Origin of the sequence: Streptomyces sp. NPDC096048 (genome assembly GCF_044763415.1) — a bacterium.
In the GTDB taxonomy this organism is placed as follows: Bacteria; Actinomycetota; Actinomycetes; order Streptomycetales; family Streptomycetaceae; genus Streptomyces.
In genome coordinates this window covers 1-18,788 of record NZ_JBIWGG010000004.1, presented here as the reverse complement: position 1 = coordinate 18,788, position 18,788 = coordinate 1, and the positions used below count along the sequence as shown (strand labels likewise).

Annotated in this window: 14 protein-coding genes; 4 read left to right on the top strand and 10 right to left on the bottom strand. The window is 71.6% G+C overall.

The window, feature by feature from the left end:
* Positions 1-35 precede the first annotated feature (35 nt).
* From ACIQ6R_RS11100 to ACIQ6R_RS11090, 3 genes are all read right to left on the bottom strand, one after another.
* Positions 36-428 (bottom strand): STAS domain-containing protein, encoded by a 393-nt coding sequence (locus ACIQ6R_RS11100; protein WP_404185826.1) that lies wholly within the window; start codon positions 426-428, stop codon positions 36-38.
* A gap of 117 nt (positions 429-545) precedes the next feature.
* Positions 546-2,924 carry a SpoIIE family protein phosphatase gene (locus tag ACIQ6R_RS11095; RefSeq protein WP_404221331.1) on the bottom strand — a complete coding sequence of 793 codons (2,379 nt, stop codon included), beginning with the start codon at positions 2,922-2,924 and terminating at the stop codon, positions 546-548.
* A 226-nt stretch (positions 2,925-3,150) separates the two neighbouring features.
* On the bottom strand, positions 3,151-7,146 hold the full coding sequence (locus ACIQ6R_RS11090; protein WP_404220347.1) for a HAMP domain-containing protein: 3,996 nt from the start codon (positions 7,144-7,146) through the stop codon (positions 3,151-3,153).
* Between the two features lie 384 nt (positions 7,147-7,530).
* Here ACIQ6R_RS11090 and ACIQ6R_RS11085 point away from each other — a divergent pair, with 384 nt between their 5' ends.
* Together ACIQ6R_RS11085 and ACIQ6R_RS11080 are read left to right on the top strand one after the other, a co-directional pair.
* Entirely contained in the window at positions 7,531-7,896 is a 366-nt protein-coding gene (locus tag ACIQ6R_RS11085) for a PRC-barrel domain-containing protein (RefSeq protein WP_404185830.1), read from the top strand.
* Positions 7,897-7,950: 54 nt separating this feature from the next.
* Positions 7,951-8,403 carry an ATP-binding protein gene (locus ACIQ6R_RS11080; protein ID WP_404220345.1) on the top strand — a complete coding sequence of 151 codons (453 nt, stop codon included), beginning with the start codon at positions 7,951-7,953 and terminating at the stop codon, positions 8,401-8,403.
* Between the two features lie 9 nt (positions 8,404-8,412).
* Here ACIQ6R_RS11080 and ACIQ6R_RS11075 read toward each other — a convergent pair whose 3' ends face one another.
* Positions 8,413-8,847, bottom strand: coding sequence for an ATP-binding protein (locus ACIQ6R_RS11075; RefSeq protein ID WP_404185834.1), 435 nt, complete (start codon positions 8,845-8,847; stop codon positions 8,413-8,415).
* 257 nt (positions 8,848-9,104) lie between these two features.
* Between ACIQ6R_RS11075 and ACIQ6R_RS11070 the strand changes: the two genes are divergently transcribed.
* Positions 9,105-9,392 carry a DUF4190 domain-containing protein gene (locus tag ACIQ6R_RS11070; protein ID WP_404185836.1) on the top strand — a complete coding sequence of 96 codons (288 nt, stop codon included), beginning with the start codon at positions 9,105-9,107 and terminating at the stop codon, positions 9,390-9,392.
* A gap of 94 nt (positions 9,393-9,486) precedes the next feature.
* On the opposite strand, the gene ACIQ6R_RS11065 is transcribed toward ACIQ6R_RS11070, so the two are convergent.
* Entirely contained in the window at positions 9,487-11,394 is a 1,908-nt protein-coding gene (locus ACIQ6R_RS11065; RefSeq protein ID WP_404220343.1) for an AMP-dependent synthetase/ligase, read from the bottom strand.
* Positions 11,395-11,548: 154 nt separating this feature from the next.
* On the opposite strand from ACIQ6R_RS11065, the gene ACIQ6R_RS11060 reads away from it, so the two are divergent.
* Positions 11,549-11,782, top strand: coding sequence for a DUF6480 family protein (locus ACIQ6R_RS11060; RefSeq protein WP_404185840.1), 234 nt, complete (start codon positions 11,549-11,551; stop codon positions 11,780-11,782).
* A 34-nt stretch (positions 11,783-11,816) separates the two neighbouring features.
* On the opposite strand, the gene ACIQ6R_RS11055 is transcribed toward ACIQ6R_RS11060, so the two are convergent.
* From ACIQ6R_RS11055 to ACIQ6R_RS11035, 5 genes are all read right to left on the bottom strand, one after another.
* Positions 11,817-12,908, bottom strand: coding sequence for a glutamate--cysteine ligase (locus ACIQ6R_RS11055; protein ID WP_404220341.1), 1,092 nt, complete (start codon positions 12,906-12,908; stop codon positions 11,817-11,819).
* A gap of 112 nt (positions 12,909-13,020) precedes the next feature.
* Positions 13,021-15,243, bottom strand: coding sequence for a 1,4-alpha-glucan branching protein GlgB (gene glgB / locus ACIQ6R_RS11050; RefSeq protein WP_404220339.1), 2,223 nt, complete (start codon positions 15,241-15,243; stop codon positions 13,021-13,023).
* 3 nt (positions 15,244-15,246) lie between these two features.
* The gene (locus tag ACIQ6R_RS11045) at positions 15,247-16,608 is read right to left on the bottom strand and encodes a maltokinase (RefSeq protein WP_404185846.1); all 1,362 of its coding nucleotides are present in this window, start codon (positions 16,606-16,608) and stop codon (positions 15,247-15,249) included.
* 28 nt (positions 16,609-16,636) lie between these two features.
* Positions 16,637-18,355, bottom strand: coding sequence for a maltose alpha-D-glucosyltransferase (gene treS / locus ACIQ6R_RS11040; protein WP_404220337.1), 1,719 nt, complete (start codon positions 18,353-18,355; stop codon positions 16,637-16,639).
* Positions 18,352-18,788: DUF3459 domain-containing protein (locus tag ACIQ6R_RS11035; protein ID WP_404220335.1), on the bottom strand; the 437-nt coding region annotated here is incomplete at its 5' end. The genes treS and ACIQ6R_RS11035, both read right to left, overlap by 4 nt.

Below are 18,788 nucleotides of genomic sequence, written 5' to 3'. Positions count from 1 at the left end.
ACGGTCCGGATGAGCGCAGAGTGAGGAGGCGGAACTCAGACCTCCGGTATCCTCGGTCCCTCCGGCTGGGCGTCGACGCGGGCGAGCGCCTCGTCGAGGCTCTCGGAGACCGGCACCGTGAGGCTCACCCCCGTCAGATCCAGAACGCGCCGCACCGCCGGGGTGGGCGAGATGATGTGCACACTGCCCGGCAGCTCGCGCGCCTCCTGATAGACCCGCAGGATGATGTTCATGCCGGACGAGTCCATGAACGGCACCTCGGAGAGGTCCAGCAGGAAGTGCCGTCGGCCGTGGTGCAGTTGGTTGGCCAGATGGTGCTGGAACTCGGTCGCGGTGTCGACGTCCAGGTAGCCCTCCACCTTGAGCAGCGCGACCTCCTCCCGGGGCAGCGTCACCTCGACGGACAGCGGGTTCTGGGCTATGGGCACGTGTACCTCCAACAATGCGGCCGAGCGGTGGGACGTGATGTCCCACCGCGCCCGGCGGTTACCCCCGGATCCGTTCGTCACACCTGTCCGGTCGGGGCCGGGATCCTGTGCTCTCCGTCACCCGACGCGGATGCCCACCAGGCACGTGTCGTCGTCGGTGTCCGACCTGCTGTAGGTGAGCAGCCGGTCCAGGTGCTGGTCGAGGGTGTTCGGCGTCGGACGGACGGTGCTCAGCAGCTGGGTCAGCGCCTCCTCCACCGAGCGGTCGCGGCGTTCGATCAGGCCGTCGGTGTACATCAGCAGCGTGTCCGCGCCGGCCAGCTGCACCTCGTCCTCCTCGTACGCCGCCTCGGCCGCCGCTCCCAGCAGCATGCCCTTGAGCAGCGGCAGCGGCTTGGCCTCCGTGCCCCGGACCAGCACCGGCGGCAGGTGGCCCGCCCTGGCCCAGCGCAGCGTGCGCCGGGCCGGGTCGTACAGACCGCACACCGCCGTGGCGGTGACCCCGCCGGTCAGATGGTGCGCCACGATGTTGAGCCACGACAGCAGCTGGCCCGGCCCGGCACCGGTCACCGCCAGGCCGCGCAGCGCGTTGCGCAGGACCACCATGCTGGTCGCGGCCTCTATGCCGTGCCCGGCCACGTCCCCCACGCACAGCAGCACCCGCCCGCTCGGCAGCATCGCGGCGTCGTACCAGTCGCCGCCCACCAGCTGCTCCGTCTCCGCGGGCCGGTACCGGACGGCCACCTGGAGGTCCGGCACCCTGAGCGGGGTCTGGGCCGGCGGCATGATGGCGTGCTGCAGCTGCAGGGTCAGCCGGTTGCGCTCGATGGCCTGCTGCTCACTGTGTGCCAGCTGGTCGCGCGTCGCGGCGAGCGCCACCTCGGTCCAGTGCTGCGCCGAGATGTCCTGGTACGCGCCCCGTACGACGAGAAGGCGGTCGTCGGTGTCCAGGACCGGCTCGGCCACCGCCCGGACGTGCCGGGTCACCCCGTCGGGCCGCTGCAGCCGGAACGCCGCCGACGTCGGCCGCCGGTGGTGCATGAGCGTGCGCAGGAACCGGCCGATGGTGACGGCGTCGTCCGGGTGGGCGTGGGCGGGCAGCTCCTCCAGCGGCACCGGCGTACTCGTCCGCGGACGCCCGTACAGGTCGAAGAGCTGCCCGTTCCAGGTGATCTCGCCGGTCAGCAGGTTCTCCTCGAAGCCGCCGATGCGGCCGAGGCGCTGGGCGTGCTGGAGCAGGCTGGCCAGCCGCGCCGCCTCGTCCTCGATGCGCCAGATGAGCAGGACGGCGTTGCCGTGCCGGCTGACGCTGATGTCCGCGAGCGCCGACAGCGGCACCTGGTCCACCAGTGCGGTCAGGTTCATACGCCGGGCCCGGAACGGCTCGCCCGTGGCGTACACCCGCTCCACGTACCGGAACAGCTCGCTCTCCCCGGCGGCCATCGGATAGGCCTCGAGGAGCAGCGCGCCGCCCACCATGGCACGCGGCCGTCCGGCGGGATCCAGGAAGCTCTTGTTCACGTGCTGGATGCGGAAGTCCGCCAGTTCCCCCGCGGCGTCCAGGTGCGGCACCAGGACCAGGGCGGGGTCGTACAGCCCGTCCGCCAGGTCCATCAGCTCCACCGCGTCCGGCATGACCCGCGGCTCCTGCCCGGCGCCGTGCGGCGGCGTGTACGACTCCAGCGTGTGCGCGCACAGCTCCGCCAGGGCCTCCACCTGACGGACCACCTGGGGCGGCTGCGGAGCGAGCGGCGCCGGCCAGGCGATCTCCAGCACGCCGTGGATGCGCCCCCCGGTACCGGCGGGCACGGCGACCCTGCCGCCGTCCGGGTACTGGTGCCGGCCCACGCTGGGCAGCCCGGTATCGGCCAGCGAGGTGATCCACTGGCCCTCGCGCTCGGTCAGCCCGCGGCGGGCCACCGTCGCCACGTCCGGCGGCACGTAACGCCAGCGGGTGGCCTCGGCCGTCGAGAACCCCGCACTGCCGGCCAACGTGAGCGACCCGTCGTACCCGGCCGCCCAGATGGCCACGGCGACCGCGCCGAGCGGGCGCAGCGCCTGCTCCAGCAGGGCGTCGGCCACGGACTGGGTGTCGTCCGCGGCGAGCGCGCCGCTCTCGGCCGCGCGCAGGCGCACGGCGGCCGACTCGGCCACCGCCTCCCCGGCGTCCCCGGCGTCCCCGGCCTCCCCGGCGTCCGAGGCCCGCACGGTGGCGGTGGCCGTCAGGAACGCGTCCGTCACCTCCGACATCCGGTCCCGGGCGGCCTGGTTGATGACGTCGACAGCGAACTCCAGGGGAGTCACCTGGGACTGCTCGGCCAGCTCGGCGAGCTGTCGTGCGGCCTGCGCCGGTCCGCACCCGAGCCGGGCGACCAGGATGCCCTTGGCGAGCTCGACCAGGGCCCGGCCCTCGGCCTCCGCCTGGGCGGCCCGCACCTCGCGGCTGAGCCGGTCCACCGTGGCCGCCAGTCTGCCCACGGGCGACAGCGGGGCCATCGCGCGCAAGCCGGCGGCCGGCCCGTCGACCGCGCGGGACCGCCGAGGCCCGGACGCCGGGGACGGTGCGGCGGACGCGTCCCGCGGCGTGCCGCCGGCCGGTCCGCGTGGCTGCTCGGACATGTTCACGATGAGGACGCTCCTCGGCTGGAGACCGCCACGGAGCGCGACGGGACGGGCCGCGCACCGCCCGGCCCACCGGTGCACGGTACGGGGGCCGGCGCGCTCATGCGGGCAGCCACCGTCGGACGCAGGCGATGAGGTCCTGGGTGTCGACGGGCTTGGTGACGTAGTCGCTGGCGCCCGAGGCGAGGCTCTTCTCCCGGTCGCCGGGCATCGCCTTCGCCGTGACCGCGATGATCGGCAGCTCGGCGTACCGGGGGATCCGGCGGATCTCGGCCGTCGCCGTGTAGCCGTCCATCTCCGGCATCATCACGTCCATCAGGACCAGCGCGACGTCCGGGTGGTCCACGAGCGTCTCGATGCCCCGGCGCCCGTTCTCCGCGTGCAGGACCCGGAAGCCGTGGAGCTCCAGGATCCCGCTGAGCGCGAAGAGGTTGCGCGCGTCGTCGTCGACGACGAGGACGGTGTGCCCGGTCGACGAGTCGTCCACGGCGGCCGGGGCCGGGTTCCGCGGCTCCTCGGGCCGGACCAGGGGGAGGACGTCACCGGGCTCCTCGGCGGCCAGGTGCAGCGCGATGCGCTCCCGCAGCTCGTCGAGGCTGGACAGGAACTCCAGCGCGCTGCCCCGGGCCCCGGAGCGCAGGCTCTCCTCCAGTGCCGCGTCCGCGCGGTGACCGCTGTGCACGAGCACCGGCACGCTCGCCAGCGCCGAGTCGCCGCGCAGCGCCTCCAGGAAGCGGGACGCCTCCGAGTCCGGCATGCCCAGCTCCAGGACGACGCAGTGGCACGGCTCGGCCGCGAGCGCGCCGGCGGCCTCCTGCGCCCCCACGGCCGTGATGACGTCGAGCGGAGGCCGGTCGTCCGCGTCGTCCCGTCCGTGCGTCAGGTCGGCGATCACGCTCTCCGCGACGAGGGTCAGCAGACCGCGCGGACGCTCCTCCACGACCAGCAGCCGCCGCGGGCGCTGCCGGTGGCCGCCCGTGAGCTCGGGCACCGTCGCCGGGCGGGAGAGCACGTCGGAGGGTGACTCGGCCGTGGCGTGCTCCGGGCCCCGGTCGAGCAGTTCCTCGAAGTCGGGCCGGGCCACGGGCAGGAAGAGGGTGAACGTGCTGCCCCGGTCGGGCGTGCTGTCGACCGTGACGGCGCCGCCGAGCAGCTGGGCGATCTCCCGGGTGATGGACAGGCCGAGTCCCGTGCCGCCGTACTTGCGGCTGGTCGTGCCGTCCGCCTGCTGGAACGCGCCGAAGATCGACTCCAGGTTCTGCTCGGGGATGCCGATACCGGTGTCCTTGACCCGGAAGGCCACCACGGCACCGCCACGGAGCACGCCGGCGGGTACCTCGCCGTCCGACGCCGGTTCGACGGCCAGCGCCACCCCGCCCCGCTCGGTGAACTTCACCGCGTTGGACAGCAGGTTGCGCAGCACCTGACGCAGCCGGGAGTCGTCGGTCAGCAGGTCCGCCGGTGCCCCGGCGGCCGTCGACACCGTGAACTCCAGGCCCTTCTGCGTCGTCATGGGCCGGAAGGTGGCCTCGACGTACTCGATGAGCTGCCGCAGCGTCACCCGCTCGGGAGTGACGTCCATCTTCCCCGCCTCGACCTTCGACAGGTCCAGGATGTCGTTGATCAGCTGGAGCAGGTCCGAGCCCGCGGAGTGGATGATGCCCGCGTACTCGACCTGCTTGGGGGTGAGGTTGCGCGACGGGTTCTGGGCGAGCAGCTGGGCGAGGATGAGCAGGCTGTTGAGCGGGGTGCGCAGCTCGTGGCTCATGTTGGCCAGGAACTCCGACTTGTACTTCGAGGCCAGCGACAGCTGCTGGGCACGGGCCTCCAGCTCCTGCCGGGCCTGCTCGATCTGCAGGTTCTTCGCCTCGATGTCCCGGTTCTGCGTCGCCAGCAGAGACGCCTTCTCCTCCAGCTCGGCGTTGGAGCGCTGCAGCTCCTCCTGCTGGACCTGGAGCTCGGCGGAACGGGCCTGCAGCTCGGCGGTCAGGCGCTGCGACTCGGAGAGGAGCTCGTCGGTACGGGCGTTGGCCACGATCGTGTTGACGTTGACACCGATGGTCTCCATCAGCAGTTCCAGGAAGTCCCGGTTGATCTGCGTGAACGCGGCGACCGACGCCAGCTCGATCACGCCGAGGACCTGCCCCTCGACCACGATGGGCACCAGCACCAGGGCCGTCGGCACCACCTCGCCGAGCCCGGAGGAGATCGTCACGTAGCCGGCCGGCAGCTCGTCCACCACGATGGTGCGCCGGCTGCGCGCGGCCTGGCCGACCAGGGTGCGGCCGAAGGCGATGCGGGTGGGCCTGCTCCCGTCCTCGGGGTAGCCGTAGGAGCCGACGAGCCGCAGCTCGGGCCCGTCGTCGCCGTCCTCGGCCAGATAGAACGCGCCGTACTGGGCCGACACCAGCGGAACCAGCTCGTCCATGATCAGCTCGGCGACCACGGGCAGGTCCCGATGCCCCTGCATCAGCCCGGAGATCCGGGCCAGGTTGGTCTTGAGCCAGTCCTGCTCCTGGTTGGCCCGGGTGGTCTCGCGCAGGGACTCCACCATGGAGTTGATGTTGTCCTTGAGTTCGGCGACCTCGCCCGACGCCTCCACGTTGATGGAGCGGGTCAGGTCGCCCTCGGCGACGGCGGAGGTGACCTCGGCGATCGCGCGGACCTGGCGGGTGAGGTTGCCGGCCAGCTCGTTGACGTTCTCCGTGAGGCGCTTCCAGGTACCGGAGACGCCCTCCACCTCGGCCTGGCCGCCGAGCCGGCCCTCGGTGCCGACCTCGCGGGCGACGCGGGTGACCTCGTCGGCGAAGGCGGAGAGCTGGTCGACCATCGTGTTGATCGTGGTCTTGAGCTCCAGAATCTCGCCGCGCGCGTCGACGTCGATCTTCTTCGACAGGTCTCCCCGGGCCACCGCGGTCGTCACCAGCGCGATGTTGCGCACCTGGCCGGTGAGGTTGTTGGCCATGGAGTTGACGTTGTCGGTGAGGTCCTTCCAGGTGCCCGCGACGTTCGGCACCTGCGCCTGGCCGCCGAGCCGGCCCTCGGTGCCGACCTCGCGGGCGACGCGGGTGACCTCGTCGGCGAACGCCGACAGCGTGTCGACCATCGTGTTGATGACGTCGGCCAGCGCCGCGACCTCGCCCTTGGCCTCCACGGTGATCCGCTGCGACAGGTCGCCGCGCGCCACGGCGGTGGCGACCTGCGTGATGGAGCGGACCTGGCCGGTGAGGTTGTTGGCCATGGAGTTGACGTTGTCGGTGAGGTCCTTCCAGGTACCCGACACACCGCGTACCTGGGCGCGGCCGCCCAGGTTGCCCTCGGTGCCGACCTCGCGGGCGACGCGGGTGACCTCGTCGGCGAAGGCGGAGAGCTGGTCGACCATCGTGTTGATGGTGTTCTTCAGTTCGAGGATCTCGCCGCGGGCGTCCACCGTGATCTTCTGGGAGAGATCGCCCTTGGCCACGGCGGTCGCCACCTGGGCGACGTTGCGGACCTGGTTGGTCAGGTTGCCCGCCATGAAGTTCACCGAGTCGGTGAGGTCGCGCCACGTGCCCTTGACGCCCTGGACGTCGGCCTGGCCGCCGAGCCGCCCGTCGGTGCCGACCTCGCGGGCGACGCGGGTGACCTCGTCGGCGAAGGCGGAGAGCTGGTCGACCATCGTGTTGATGGTGTTCTTCAGCTCAAGGATCTCGCCGCGCGCGTCCACGTCGATCTTCTGCGACAGGTCGCCCTTGGCCACCGCCGTGGCGACCTGGGCGATGTCACGGACCTGGGTGGTCAGGTTCCCCGCCATGGCGTTGACCGAGTCCGTCAGGTCGGCCCACGTGCCCGAGACGCCCGGCACCCTGGCCTGCCCGCCGAGGGTCCCCTCCGTGCCCACCTCGCGGGACACCCGGGTGACCTCGGAGGTGAACACGGACAACTGGTCCACCATGCCGTTGAAGACCTTGGCGATGTCGCCCATCAGGCCATCGGCGTCGTCCGGAAGACGGGTGCCGAAGTCGCCGTCCCGCACGGCCGTCAGGCCCGCGAGGAGACGGCTCAACTCCTGATCGCCCGGAACCGTGTCGACGGTCCCGGCGCTGTCGCTGGTCATGCGCACCCTCGTTCCGCTCCCCAGGAGCCCTCGGAGCGAGGACTCGACAACCCCCTCCGGACCGATTGCCCGGTCCGGTCTGCTGTGCTCGCATTTCCGCAGTTCACGGAATGCCCGATGAGAAAAATACGCCAGAGGCTAACCCAGGTCGCGGGTCCGAACAAAGCGGGACGTCACCCGGTGGAGCGCGGACCCGGACGGATCAGGCCGCGCACGCGGAACCGGCCGGGGGTACCCCGGCGGGTTCCGACGCCGCCGATCGGCCCACGGCGCCCGAATGCGGCGGCCCGGGCCGGGTATCCGCTGCTGTGGAGCCGGTCCGGCCCGTGGCGTCCGCCCGGCCCAGCAGTCGTCATCCAGTGGGAGGGAAAGGACAGCGTGCCGATGGAGAGCATCTGGTCGTACGCGGCGGGCAGTGGCTACGCGAAGGAACAGGACCTGACGGGCTGCACCGTCGTCGCGAGCGACGGCACCATCGGTCACGTGGACCGCCAGGCCGACCACTTCGGCATGCGTCACCTGGTCGTCGACACCGGCGTCTGGGTCTTCGGCCGGAGCGTGCTGGTGCCGGTCGGCATGGTCAGGGGCATCGACTCCGAGGCCCGTACGGTCACGGTGGCCTGCACCAGGGCACAGGTCAAGGCCGCGCCCCGGTTCCGGACCGACAGCGAGACGATGGACCGGGAGTACCTGGCATCCGTCGGCGACTACTACCACCGGCTGCCGCCGCGGGACACCTCCGCGGACTGACCCGGCGCCGGACGACAGCACGGCGACGACCAGGGACACAGGGACACCACTGACATGGAACCAACCGACGGGACCACCACGGCCTCACCCGGCGTCGCGCCGTCCGGCGCACCCGCACCGGGCACCGTGACCAGCGCGGCGACGGCACGCGCGTACGCGGAGTCGGTGGCCCGCGCGCAATGGGGGTCGGGCCGAGGAGTGCGGGACGAGGACGTCGTCGACCTGCTGCTCGTCGTCTCGGAGCTGGTCACCAACGCGATCCGGCACGGCGACGGGCTGGCCGGATTCGAGGTCCGGCCGATGGGCGAGGGCATGTGGATCGCCGTTCACGACAACAGCTCGGTGGTGCCCCGGGCCGCGTACGAGTTCCCCACCAGGCACCACGGGAGCGGTTACGGCTGGCCGCTCGTCGCCCGCCTGGCCCGCGACATCGCCGTCGACCGGCACCCGGGGGGCGGCAAGTCGATCAGCGTGCTGGTACCCCTGCGGGACGCGGGCGCCCCGTGAGCGGAGCGGTCACCAGGGCAGGAAGACGTGGATGTCCTTGCCCCGCTCGCCGGTGACGACGCTCACCTGGTCGGACAGGGTGTGGATCAGGTGCCAGCCGATGCCGCCGCCGCCGTTGCTCGGATGGAAGGGGCGCGGCGCGGGTTCGGTCGTACTCGTGTCGTGCATCACCACGTGCACTCCGTCGAAGGTGCGGCGCAGCCGCAGCGTGAACGGCCCCGGGGCGTACTGCACCGCGTTCGCCGCCAGCTCCGTGACGACGAGGAGGATGTCGTCCCAGTGCTCGGCCTGCGAGGGTGGTGACGCACGGGCCAGGTCGTAGAGGAATTCCTCCGCGACCAGGCGCGCACCGGTCACATTGTGCAGCTCCCCGGTGAAGCTGGCGGTGCGGTTCGTGATCTCCTCGGAAGCCAGTGTCCTGTCCCAACGCGACTCGGCTGCCATTTCGCCTTCCCCGGCCCGGCATCGGCCGGGCGTTGTCCCTTCATCGCTTTCCCTTCGTTTGTTAGTTCCCGTGCCGGCCGACCCTACGCGCCTCGCTGTACGGGCCGGGGCGCGGTGGCCTGGGGTGACCGCCCCGTCACCGCCGGCGAATTCGCCGGAATACAGAGCGGATTGCGCGGGAACCCGGAAGGCGGAACACAGCAGAGCGCTCCGCCAGGGGGCGCCTTTGTCCGACTACCCCACTCGGGAGATCTCTGATGACCAGTTACGGCAGTTCCTCTGCCGCGTCGTCCAGGTCACGCACGAACGGTCTGGCCATCGCGAGTCTTTGCTGCGGAATCGTCGGCCTGTTCTTCCTCAGCGTCGTCCTCGGACCACTGGCGATCGTGCTGGGCGCCGTCGGGCTGCGGCAGGCCCCGGCCAAGGGAGGCGCGGGCATGGCCAAGGCGGGTGTCGTGCTCGGCATCCTGGCCCTCGTGCTCTTCGCCGTACTGATGGTGGTGAGCGCGTCGAGCGGCGGCTTCAGCTGGTACGTGGGCGGCTGATCCGGCCGGCCCACCAGGCCACGAGTGCGCGGGCGCGCCGGTACCCCACCGGCGCGCCCGCGCACGTCCGCGCCTTACCGGGGCGCTTCCGCGGTCACCGGAGGAACACGCTGTCCGAGTCCTCCCACCCGGCCGGCTCCTGCGGCGGCACCGGCGGCCGACGGTGCGACCGCGCCTCGTACATCGCGTCGATCTCGAAGGCGTAGGTCCGTACGATCTCGTCCCGGCGGAGCTTCATCGACGGGGTGAGCAGCCCGTTGGCCACGTCGAACGGTTCGGGCAGGACGCGGAAGACCCGGATGGACTCCGAGGGCGACACGGCACTGTTGGCCGCGGCGACGGCCCGCGCGACCTCCTCCCGCAGCGCGTTCTCCTCGCGCGCCTCACGGGCCGGGGCGTCGCCCTGCAGGGCCAGGCCCGCCCGCCAGTGCGACAGGAACTCCGGGTCGAGCGTGATCAGGGCGCCGACACAGGGCCGGTTGTCGCCCACGACCACCGCCTGGTGGACCAGCGGGTGCATGCGCAGCCGCTGCTCGAGGGCGGCCGGGGCCACGCTCTTGCCGCCGCTGGTGATGATGATGTCCTTCTTGCGGCCCGTGATCGCCAGGTAGTTCTCGTCGTCCAGATGCCCGAGGTCCCCGGTGGCCAGCCAACCGCCGCGTAACACCTCCAGGGTGGCGGCCTCGTCACCGACGTACCCCTGGAACAGCGACGGCCCGCGCACCAGGATCTCCCCGTCGTCGGCCACCCGGATCTCCATCCCGGGCAGCGGCTGCCCGACGGTGCCGGACTTCTCCCGGCCCAGCGGCTGCATCGTCAGCCCGCCGCTGGTCTCCGTCAGGCCGTAGCCGTCGTGGACGTAGACGCCGATGCCCTCGAAGAAGAGGGACAGCTCGCGGCTGAGCGGCGAACCACCGGACGTCGCGCGGCGCACCCGACCGCCGAGCGCGCTCCGCAGCCGGCGGTACACCGTCCGCTCGTACAGGGCGTGCTGGAGGCGGAGGTCGAAGCCGGGCCCCGGCCCCCTGCCCAGCCGCCGGCGCTCCAGTGCGGCGGCGAAGTCCCGCGCCGTCTCGGCCGCCCGCTCGAACAGCGCCCCCCGGCCCGCCGTCTGGGCCGTGCGCAGGAAGTTCTTGTAGAGCTTCTCCAGAACGGACGGGACGGCGTAGAAGTAGGTCGGGCGGAAGGAGCGCAGGGCCGAGGCCAGCGCCTCCTCGGTCGTGGCGGGCTCGTGCGCCATGAGCAGCCCGCCCCGGACGCACAGGCTCTGGATCATCAGCCCGTACACGTGGGAGAAGGGCAGGAAGGCCAGGACGGCGCCCTGCTCCCCGGGTGGCGCGACCGTGTGACCCCAGCCCTCGAGCAGCGTGTCGCACGGACTGGCCAGGCTGCGGTGGCTCAGCGCGCAGCCCATGGCGCGGCCGGACGTGCCCGAGGTGTAGGCGACGACCGCGGTGGAGTCCGGCAGCACGATGCGGCGCATGGAGTCGACCGTGGCGAACGGGAGGAACTCGCCGCGTGCCACGAGCGTGTCCATCGCGCCCGCGTCCAGCTGCCAGACATGGCGCAGTGACGGCAGCGACGCGCACACCGAGCCGACGGTCATCACGCTCTGCTCGTCCTCGACCACCACGGCCACACAGCCGGCGTCCCGCAGGATCCACTCGACCTGGTCGCGTGAGGAGGTCGGATAGATCGGCACGACCTCGGCACCCACCGTCCACAGCGCGTAGCTGAAGACCGTCCACTCGTACCGGGTGTGAGCGAGGATCGCCACGCGGTCGCCCGGCGAGATCCCGCACGCGATCAGTCCCTTGGCCAGGTCGGCCACCTCGTCGCGGAACTCCACGGCCGTCACCTCGTGCCAGACCGTCGAGTCCGGCCCGGTACGGCGGGCGAGCATCGGCAAGGTCGGACTCAGCGCAGCCGTCTCGAAGAGGCTGTCGGCGAGCCCGCCGGTCAGGGGCGAGACGGCCGGGGGAGCGAGAGCGAGGTCGCGCATGCGCTGGCTCCTGACATGTACGGACGGTGACGCCGCCGACGAGCACCGTCATCGGCGGTGCTCGGAATCTAGCGGAGCAGCAGGCGGCGGGGGGCCGGGACGGCGGAAGTGTTCCCGCCTGGTGATCTCGGCCGGATCGGGGGACCCGGACGGCATGAGCTATACGAACCCCGACCCGGAACCCGAACGCACCACCGGACTGGAACAGGGAGGCGGTGTGCCGCCCGGCGAGACCCCGCCGGGGGAGAGCAGTATGTCCGAGGCGGGCCCGTGGGAGGGCGACAACCCCTCCAAGGGCTGGGCCAAGGCGCCCCTGACCGTGATTCTCGCCCTAGTGCTGCTCGTCGCGGCGGGCTTCCTGGGGTACGCCCTGGTCCTGATCCTCTGAGGAGGTCCGGGGAGCGACGGCCCGGCGGGGCGTCTCAAGCCGCCTGAGTACGGCGTACGCACTCGGTGACGACGTCCCGCAGGCTGCCGGTGCGCTCCAGCAGTTCGCGCTGCACCCGGGCCCCGTTGCCGTGCCGCAGCAGCTCGCCCACGCCGTCCCGCACCCGGTCGAGGTCGCCGTCGGCGGTCAGTGCCTCCCCGACGTGGTCCAGCAGCGCCCGTACGACCGTCTCGGCCGGCATCCGCCGCATCGTCGCGGGATGCAGCAGCTCCTCCGTCAGCCCGGACCGGGCCGCCCGCCAGGCCGCGAGGCGCAGCAGGCTCACACTGTGCTGGGCCGGTTCCCTGCCCTCCCGCCACTCCCGCGCGGCCGTGTCGACCAGCGCGCGGGCGAGCGCGGCGACGACGACGGCCGTCCCGGCGTCCAGGCAGACGTCCGCGACCCGGAACTCGACCGTCGGGTAGCGCTGGGACAGCCGGACGTCGAAGTAGATCATCCCGTCGTCGAGGATCGTGCCGGTGGCGAGCATGTCCGCGACCCGCCGGTGATAGGTCTCGGCCGAGCCGAACAGCTCCGTCGGACCGGCCGACGGCCAGCGCTGCCAGACCCGGCTGCGATAGCTGCTGTACGAGGAGTCCCTGCCCTGCCAGAACGGCGAGTTCGCGCTCAGCGCGGCCAGCACCGGCAGCCAGGGCCGCACCCGGTCGATCACCGCGACGCCCTCCTCGTCGGACTCCACCGAGACGTGCACGTGGCAGCCCAGGACGAGCTGCTCGTGGACGACGACGCCGTACTGGTCGGCCATCCAGTCGTAGCGGCGGTTCATGCCGATGGAGGGGGTGACGGGCAGCGGCGAGGCGGCGAGCGCGGCGACGGCGCAGCCTATCCCCCCGGCATGCCGCCCGGCCTCCTCACGGCAGCGGACGATCTCCCCGTGCAACCGCTCCATGTCCGACTGCGGATGGGTGGCGAACTCGAGCATCTGCTCGTGCAGTTCCTTCTCGAACACGTCCTGCTCGGCATCGTCCAGCGAGGCCCGGGCGAGCACGGCGGCGGACAGTGCCCGTGGCTCGCCGGTCTCGGGGTCGACCAGGAGGAGTTCCTCCTCCACTCCGACGGTGCGCACGTGGTGCCGCCTTTCTGTGGGCCCGGCCGCGGCGACGACGAGGTTTTCTCGGTCGCTGGACCACCGACTGCCCCGGGAAGGGCCGTCGGACACCTGGTCGCGCCGCCGCGGCTCACAGGGCGTACGGCATCAGCCACACCGTCGCCAGTGGCGGGAGGGTGATCCAGAGGCTCCCGTCCTCGGGCTTGACCGGGGCGGGATTGCCCACGCCGCTGCCCCCGTACTCCTCGGCGTCGGTGTTGAGCACCTCCTGCCAGGCGGTGACCCCGTCGCCGACGGCGAGTCCGTACTCGTGCCGGACGACCGGGGAGAAGTTCGACACCGCCAGCAGCGGAGTGCCGTCCGCGTCGAACCGCAGGAACGCGAAGACGTTGTCCTCGGCCGCGTCCACGGCGACCCACCGGAAACCGGCCGGATCCGTGTCGCGCTGCCAGAGGGCCGGGGTCCGCCCGTAGCGGGTGTTGAGCTCGCGGACCAGGTCCTGGATCCCGCGGTGGTCGCTCGCCGAGTGGTATCCCTCGTCGAGCAGCCACCACTCGGGGCCCTGCTTCTCCGACCACTCGGCGCCCTGGGCGAACTCCTGGCCCATGAAGAGCAGTTGCTTGCCCGGATGCGCCCACATGAAGCCGAGGTAGGCCCGGACGTTCGCCCGCCGCTGCCACCAGTCGCCCGGCATCTTCGACACCAGCGCCTGCTTGCCGTGCACCACCTCGTCGTGCGAGATCGGGAGGCAGTAGTTCTCGCTGTAGGCGTACACCATCGAGAACGTCATCTCGTGGTGGTGGTACTTGCGGTGCACCGGCTCGTGCGCGACGTACTCCAGCGAGTCGTGCATCCAGCCCATGTTCCACTTCAGGCCGAAACCGAGCCCGCCGGTGTCGGTCGGCCGGGTCACCCCGCCCCACGCGGTCGACTCCTCGGCGATGGTCACCACGCCGGGGCAGCGCCGGTAGACGGTCGCGTTCATCTCCTGGAGGAACGCCATGGCCGCCAGATCCTCCCGGCCGCCGTACTGGTTGGGCTCCCACTGGCCCGAGTCGCGCGAGTAGTCCAGGTAGAGCATCGAGGCGACCGCGTCGACGCGCAGCCCGTCGATGTGGAACTCCTCGCACCAGTACACCGCGTTCGCCACGAGGAAGTTGCGCACCTCGGTGCGCGCGAAGTCGAAGGTGTACGTCCCCCAGTCCGGGTGCTCCGCGCGCCGGGAGTCCCCGGGCTCATACAGCGGGTCCCCGTCGAAGCGCCCCAGTGCCCAGTCGTCCTTCGGGAAGTGCGCCGGCACCCAGTCCATGATCACGCCGATCCCGGCCCGGTGCAGGGCGTCGACCAGGTACCGGAAGTCGTCGGGCGTACCGAGGCGCGCGGTCGGCGCGTAGAACCCGGTGACCTGGTAGCCCCAGGACGGGCCGTACGGGTGCTCGGCGACCGGCATCAGCTCGACGTGGGTGAAGCCCAGGTCCGTGACGTACGCGGGCAGCACCTCCGCCAGCTCGCGGTAGGTCAGCCCCGGCCGCCAGGACGGCAGGTGCACCTCGTACACGGAGAACGGCGCCTCGTGCACGGGCGTGTCGGCCCGGGTCCGCATCCACTCGCCGTCGCCCCACTCGTACGCCGAGGCGGTCACCACGGACGCGGTGTTCGGCGGCTCCTCCGCCGCGCGGGCCATCGGGTCGGCCTTGAGGAACCGGTGGCCGTACCGCGAGTGGATCTCGAACTTGTACCGGGTGCCCTCACCGACGCCCGGCAGGAACAGCTCCCACACCCCGGACGAACCGAGCGAGCGCATCGGGAACGCCGTGCCGTCCCAGTGGGTGAAGTCGGTGGCGACCCGCACCCCCTGGGCGTTCGGCGCCCACACCGTGAAGCGGGTGCCGGTGACGCCCTCGTGGGTCATCGGCTCCGCGCCGAGCGCCTGCCACAGCTGCTCGTGCCGTCCCTCGCCGATCAGATGGAGGTCGAGCTCGCCGAGGGCGGGCAGGAAGCGGTACGGGTCGTGCGTCTGCTGCTCGCCCTCCTCGTACGTCACGACGAGGGTGTACGAGGGGATCTCCGCCAGGGGCAGCACACCGGAGAAGAGGCCGTCCTCCTCCGACACGAGACCGTGGCGCTCGCCGTCGACGACCACGCTCACCTCGCGGGCGAACGGGCGCAGCGCCCGGAACGCGACACCGCCCGGGACCGGGTGGGCGCCGAGCAGGGCGTGCGGATCGTGGTGGGCGCCCGCCAGGAGGCGCCCTCTGTCGGTCGGGTCGAGGGGCGGGGCGGTTCCGCACGCACCGGATGCGGGCGGGACGGGGCCGGACGGCTCGGGGAGCGAGGTGTCGCGGAGGGCCACGGGTCAGTCTCCTCTCACGGCGAGTCGTTCGATCGCCGCCATGGGTACGGGAAGCCAGTCGGGGCGGTGCCGGGCCTCGTACAGCACCTCATACACGGCGCGGTCCGTCTCGTAGGCGCGCAGCAGGCCGTGCTTCTTACGGGGGTCCCATCCGGCGCGAGCGGCGTAGCCGGCGCAGAACGCCTCCCGGCAACGGCGCGCCCACTCGGGGCGCCACGGGCGGCGCTGCCGGGCGGCGTAGTCGAAGGAGCGCAGCATGCCCGCGATGTCCCGCACGGGGGAGTGGGCACTGCGCCGTTCGGACAGCGGGCGGGACGGCTCGCCCTCGAAGTCGATGACGAACCAGTCCCGTCCGGCCCGCAGCACCTGCCCCAGATGGAGATCGCCGTGGATGCGCTGGGCCGGCGGTCCGGAGTCACAGGTGGACAGCGCCGCGAAGGCCGCCCGCAACCCGGGGACGAAGGGCTGCAGTGCCGGTACGCGGTGCGCGGCGGCGGTCAGCCGCTCGGTCATCGCCGCCGCCGTCCGGCTGTTCTCCCCGGGCGGTCCGGCCGGGAAGGCCGAGGCCAGCGCGAGGTGCACGTCGGCCATCGCCCGCCCCAGTTCGCGGGCCTGCACGGTGAAGTCGTCCCCGGAGGCCAGCGCGTTCAGGGAGAGGGTCCAGCCGTCGGAAGCGTCGTGCAGGAACGGCTGGAGCACACCGAGCGTCGCCTCGTAGGGATGGGTCGTCCGCATCCACGCGACCGGCGCCGGGACCCGGCCGCAGCCCTGCCTGGCCAGTGCGTCCGGCACCTCCAGGTCGGGGTTGACGCCGGGCTGGATGCGCCGGAACAGCTTCAGGATGAACTCGTCGCCGTAGATCAGCGAGGAGTTGGACTGCTCGGCGTCCAGCAGCCGCGGCACGAGCCCGCCGGGCACCGGCCGCGAGGGGTCGGACTCGAAGCGCAGCGGACCCGCCTTGCCGGGGTGCCTGAGCCGTTCCAGGAGCAGCTGGGCCGACCGGGGGTCGTGCAGCGCGTCGTAGACCGTCCGGCCGGCCAGCGGGCCGTCCTGCACCTGCCCGATGATCGCCCGGCCCAGGCGTGGCGACGGCTGCTCGCGCACGCCGAGCAGCAGCTGGTAGCAGTCGCCGGCCGGGGCAGCGCCGCCCGGGGCGGGCACGGGGCCCTGCCCGGTGTGCACCAGGAGGTGCAGACAGCCCGGGAACAGCTCGGTCATCGACAGCAGACCGAGCTCGGCCACGAGCCGGTCCTTGCCCGCGAACCAACGCTGGCGCGGCAGCCACTCCCGCAGCAGCTCGCCGAGCGAGGCCATGGTCTCGGCGAGATGCCCGCGTCTCGGGCGCAGGGGTGCGGTCTTCGGCATGGTGACGCGTCCTTTCCTCGGCCCACGCTCAAACGCGGCGGCCGATGCGGGATGCGACTCGGGTGAGCCGGAACCAGTAGAAGCCGTGGCCCCCGAGGGTCAGCAGGTACGGCAGTTCGCCGATGGCGGGGAAGCGGACTCCGCCGAATAGTTCGACCGGATGGCGTCCGGCGAACTCGCGCAGGTCGAGTTCGGTGGGCTGCGCGAACCGCGCGAAGTTGTTCACGCACAGCACCAGGTCGTCCTCGTACTCGCGCAGGAAGGCCAGCACCGCCGGGTTGGAGGAGGGCAGCTCGGTGTAGGTGCCCAGACCGAAAGCGGGGTTCTGCTTGCGGATCTCGATCATGCGGCGGGTCCAGTGCAGGAGCGAGGATGGCGAGGCCATGGACGCCTCGACGTTCGTCACCTGGTAGCCGTAGACCGGGTCCATGATCGTCGGCAGATACAGCCGCCCCGGATCGCAGGTCGAGAAGCCGGCGTTGCGGTCCGGTGTCCACTGCATCGGGGTCCGTACCGCGTCGCGGTCGCCGAGCCAGATGTTGTCGCCCATGCCGATCTCGTCGCCGTAGTACAGGATCGGCGAGCCCGGAAGGGCGAGCAGCAGCGCCGTGAACAGCTCGATCTGGTCGCGGTCGTTGTCCAGCAGGGTGGCCAGCCGCCGGCGGATGCCGATGTTGGCGCGCATGCGCGGGTCCTTGGCGTACTCCGCGTACATGTAGTCGCGCTCTTCGTCGGTGACCATTTCGAGGGTCAGCTCGTCGTGGTTGCGCAGGAAGATGCCCCACTGGCAGCCGGACGGGATGGCCGGGGTCTTGGCGAGGATCTCGGAGACCGGGTAGCGGGACTCCCTTCTGACCGCCATGAAGATGCGTGGCATGACCGGGAAGTGGAACGCCATGTGGCACTCGTCGCCGCCGGCGGCGTAGTCGCCGAAGTAGTCGACCACGTCCTCCGGCCACTGGTTGGCCTCCGCCAGCAGCACGGTGTCGGGATAGTGCGCGTCGATCTCGCTGCGGACGCGCTTGAGGAACGCGTGGCTGGCGGGCAGGTTCTCGCAGTTGGTGCCCTCTTCGGCGTACAGATAGGGCACGGCGTCGAGGCGGTAGCCGTCGACGCCCAGGTCCAGCCAGAACTTCAGCGCCGCCAGCATCTCCTCCTGGACGGCCGGGTTCTCGTAGTTGAGGTCGGGCTGGTGGGTGAAGAAGCGGTGCCAGTAGTACTGCCCGCGGACCGGGTCGTAGGTCCAGTTGGACGCCTCGGTGTCGACGAAGATGATGCGGGCGTCGGAGTACCGGGTGTCGTCGTCCGCCCAGACGTAGTAGTCGCCGTACGGGCCGTCGGGGTCCTTGCGCGACTCCTGGAACCACGGGTGCTGGTCGCTGGTGTGGTTCATGACGAAGTCGATGATCACGCGCATGCCGCGCTGGTGGGCGGCGTCCACGAACTCGACGAAGTCGGCCAGGTCGCCGAACTCGGGCAGTACGGCGGTGTAGTCGGAGACGTCGTAACCGCCGTCGCGCAGCGGTGACTTGAAGAAGGGCGGGAGCCACAGGCAGTCCACGCCCAGCCATTGCAGGTAGTCCAGCTTGGCGGTGAGGCCCTTGAGGTCGCCGACGCCGTCGCCGTTGCTGTCCTGGAAGGAGCGGACGAGGACCTCGTAGAAGACGGCTCGCTTGAACCAGTCCGGGTCACGGTCCTTGGCCGGCGTGTCCTCGAAGGTGTCCGGCACGGGCTCGTTCACGGTCATGAGGCTCCTGACCCTCCGTTCTGGGGCGCGGCGGCCGACGGTCGCCGGACGTGGAAGACGTGCGCGGGCGCCCGGCCGGGCTCCAGCCGCACGTAGTTCGTCCGACCCCAGTGGTAGGTCTCGTCCGTGAGTTCGTCGTGGACCGGCACCGACTCGTGCCAGTCCAGGCCGAGCTGCGGCATGTCGAGCGAGATCGTGGCCTCCTGGGTGCGGTGAGGATCGAGGTTGGCTACCACCAGCACGACGTCGGACCCCACGCGCTTGCTGTACGCGATCAGCGCGTCGTTGTCGGTCCGGTGGAAGCGCAGGTTCCTGAGCCGGTGCAGCGCGGGGTGATGGCGCCGGATGGTGTTGAGCCGGGTGATGAGGGGGGCGATGGTGGTGCCCTCGCGGGCGGCGGTGGCCCAGTCGCGGGGTTTGAGCTGGTATTTCT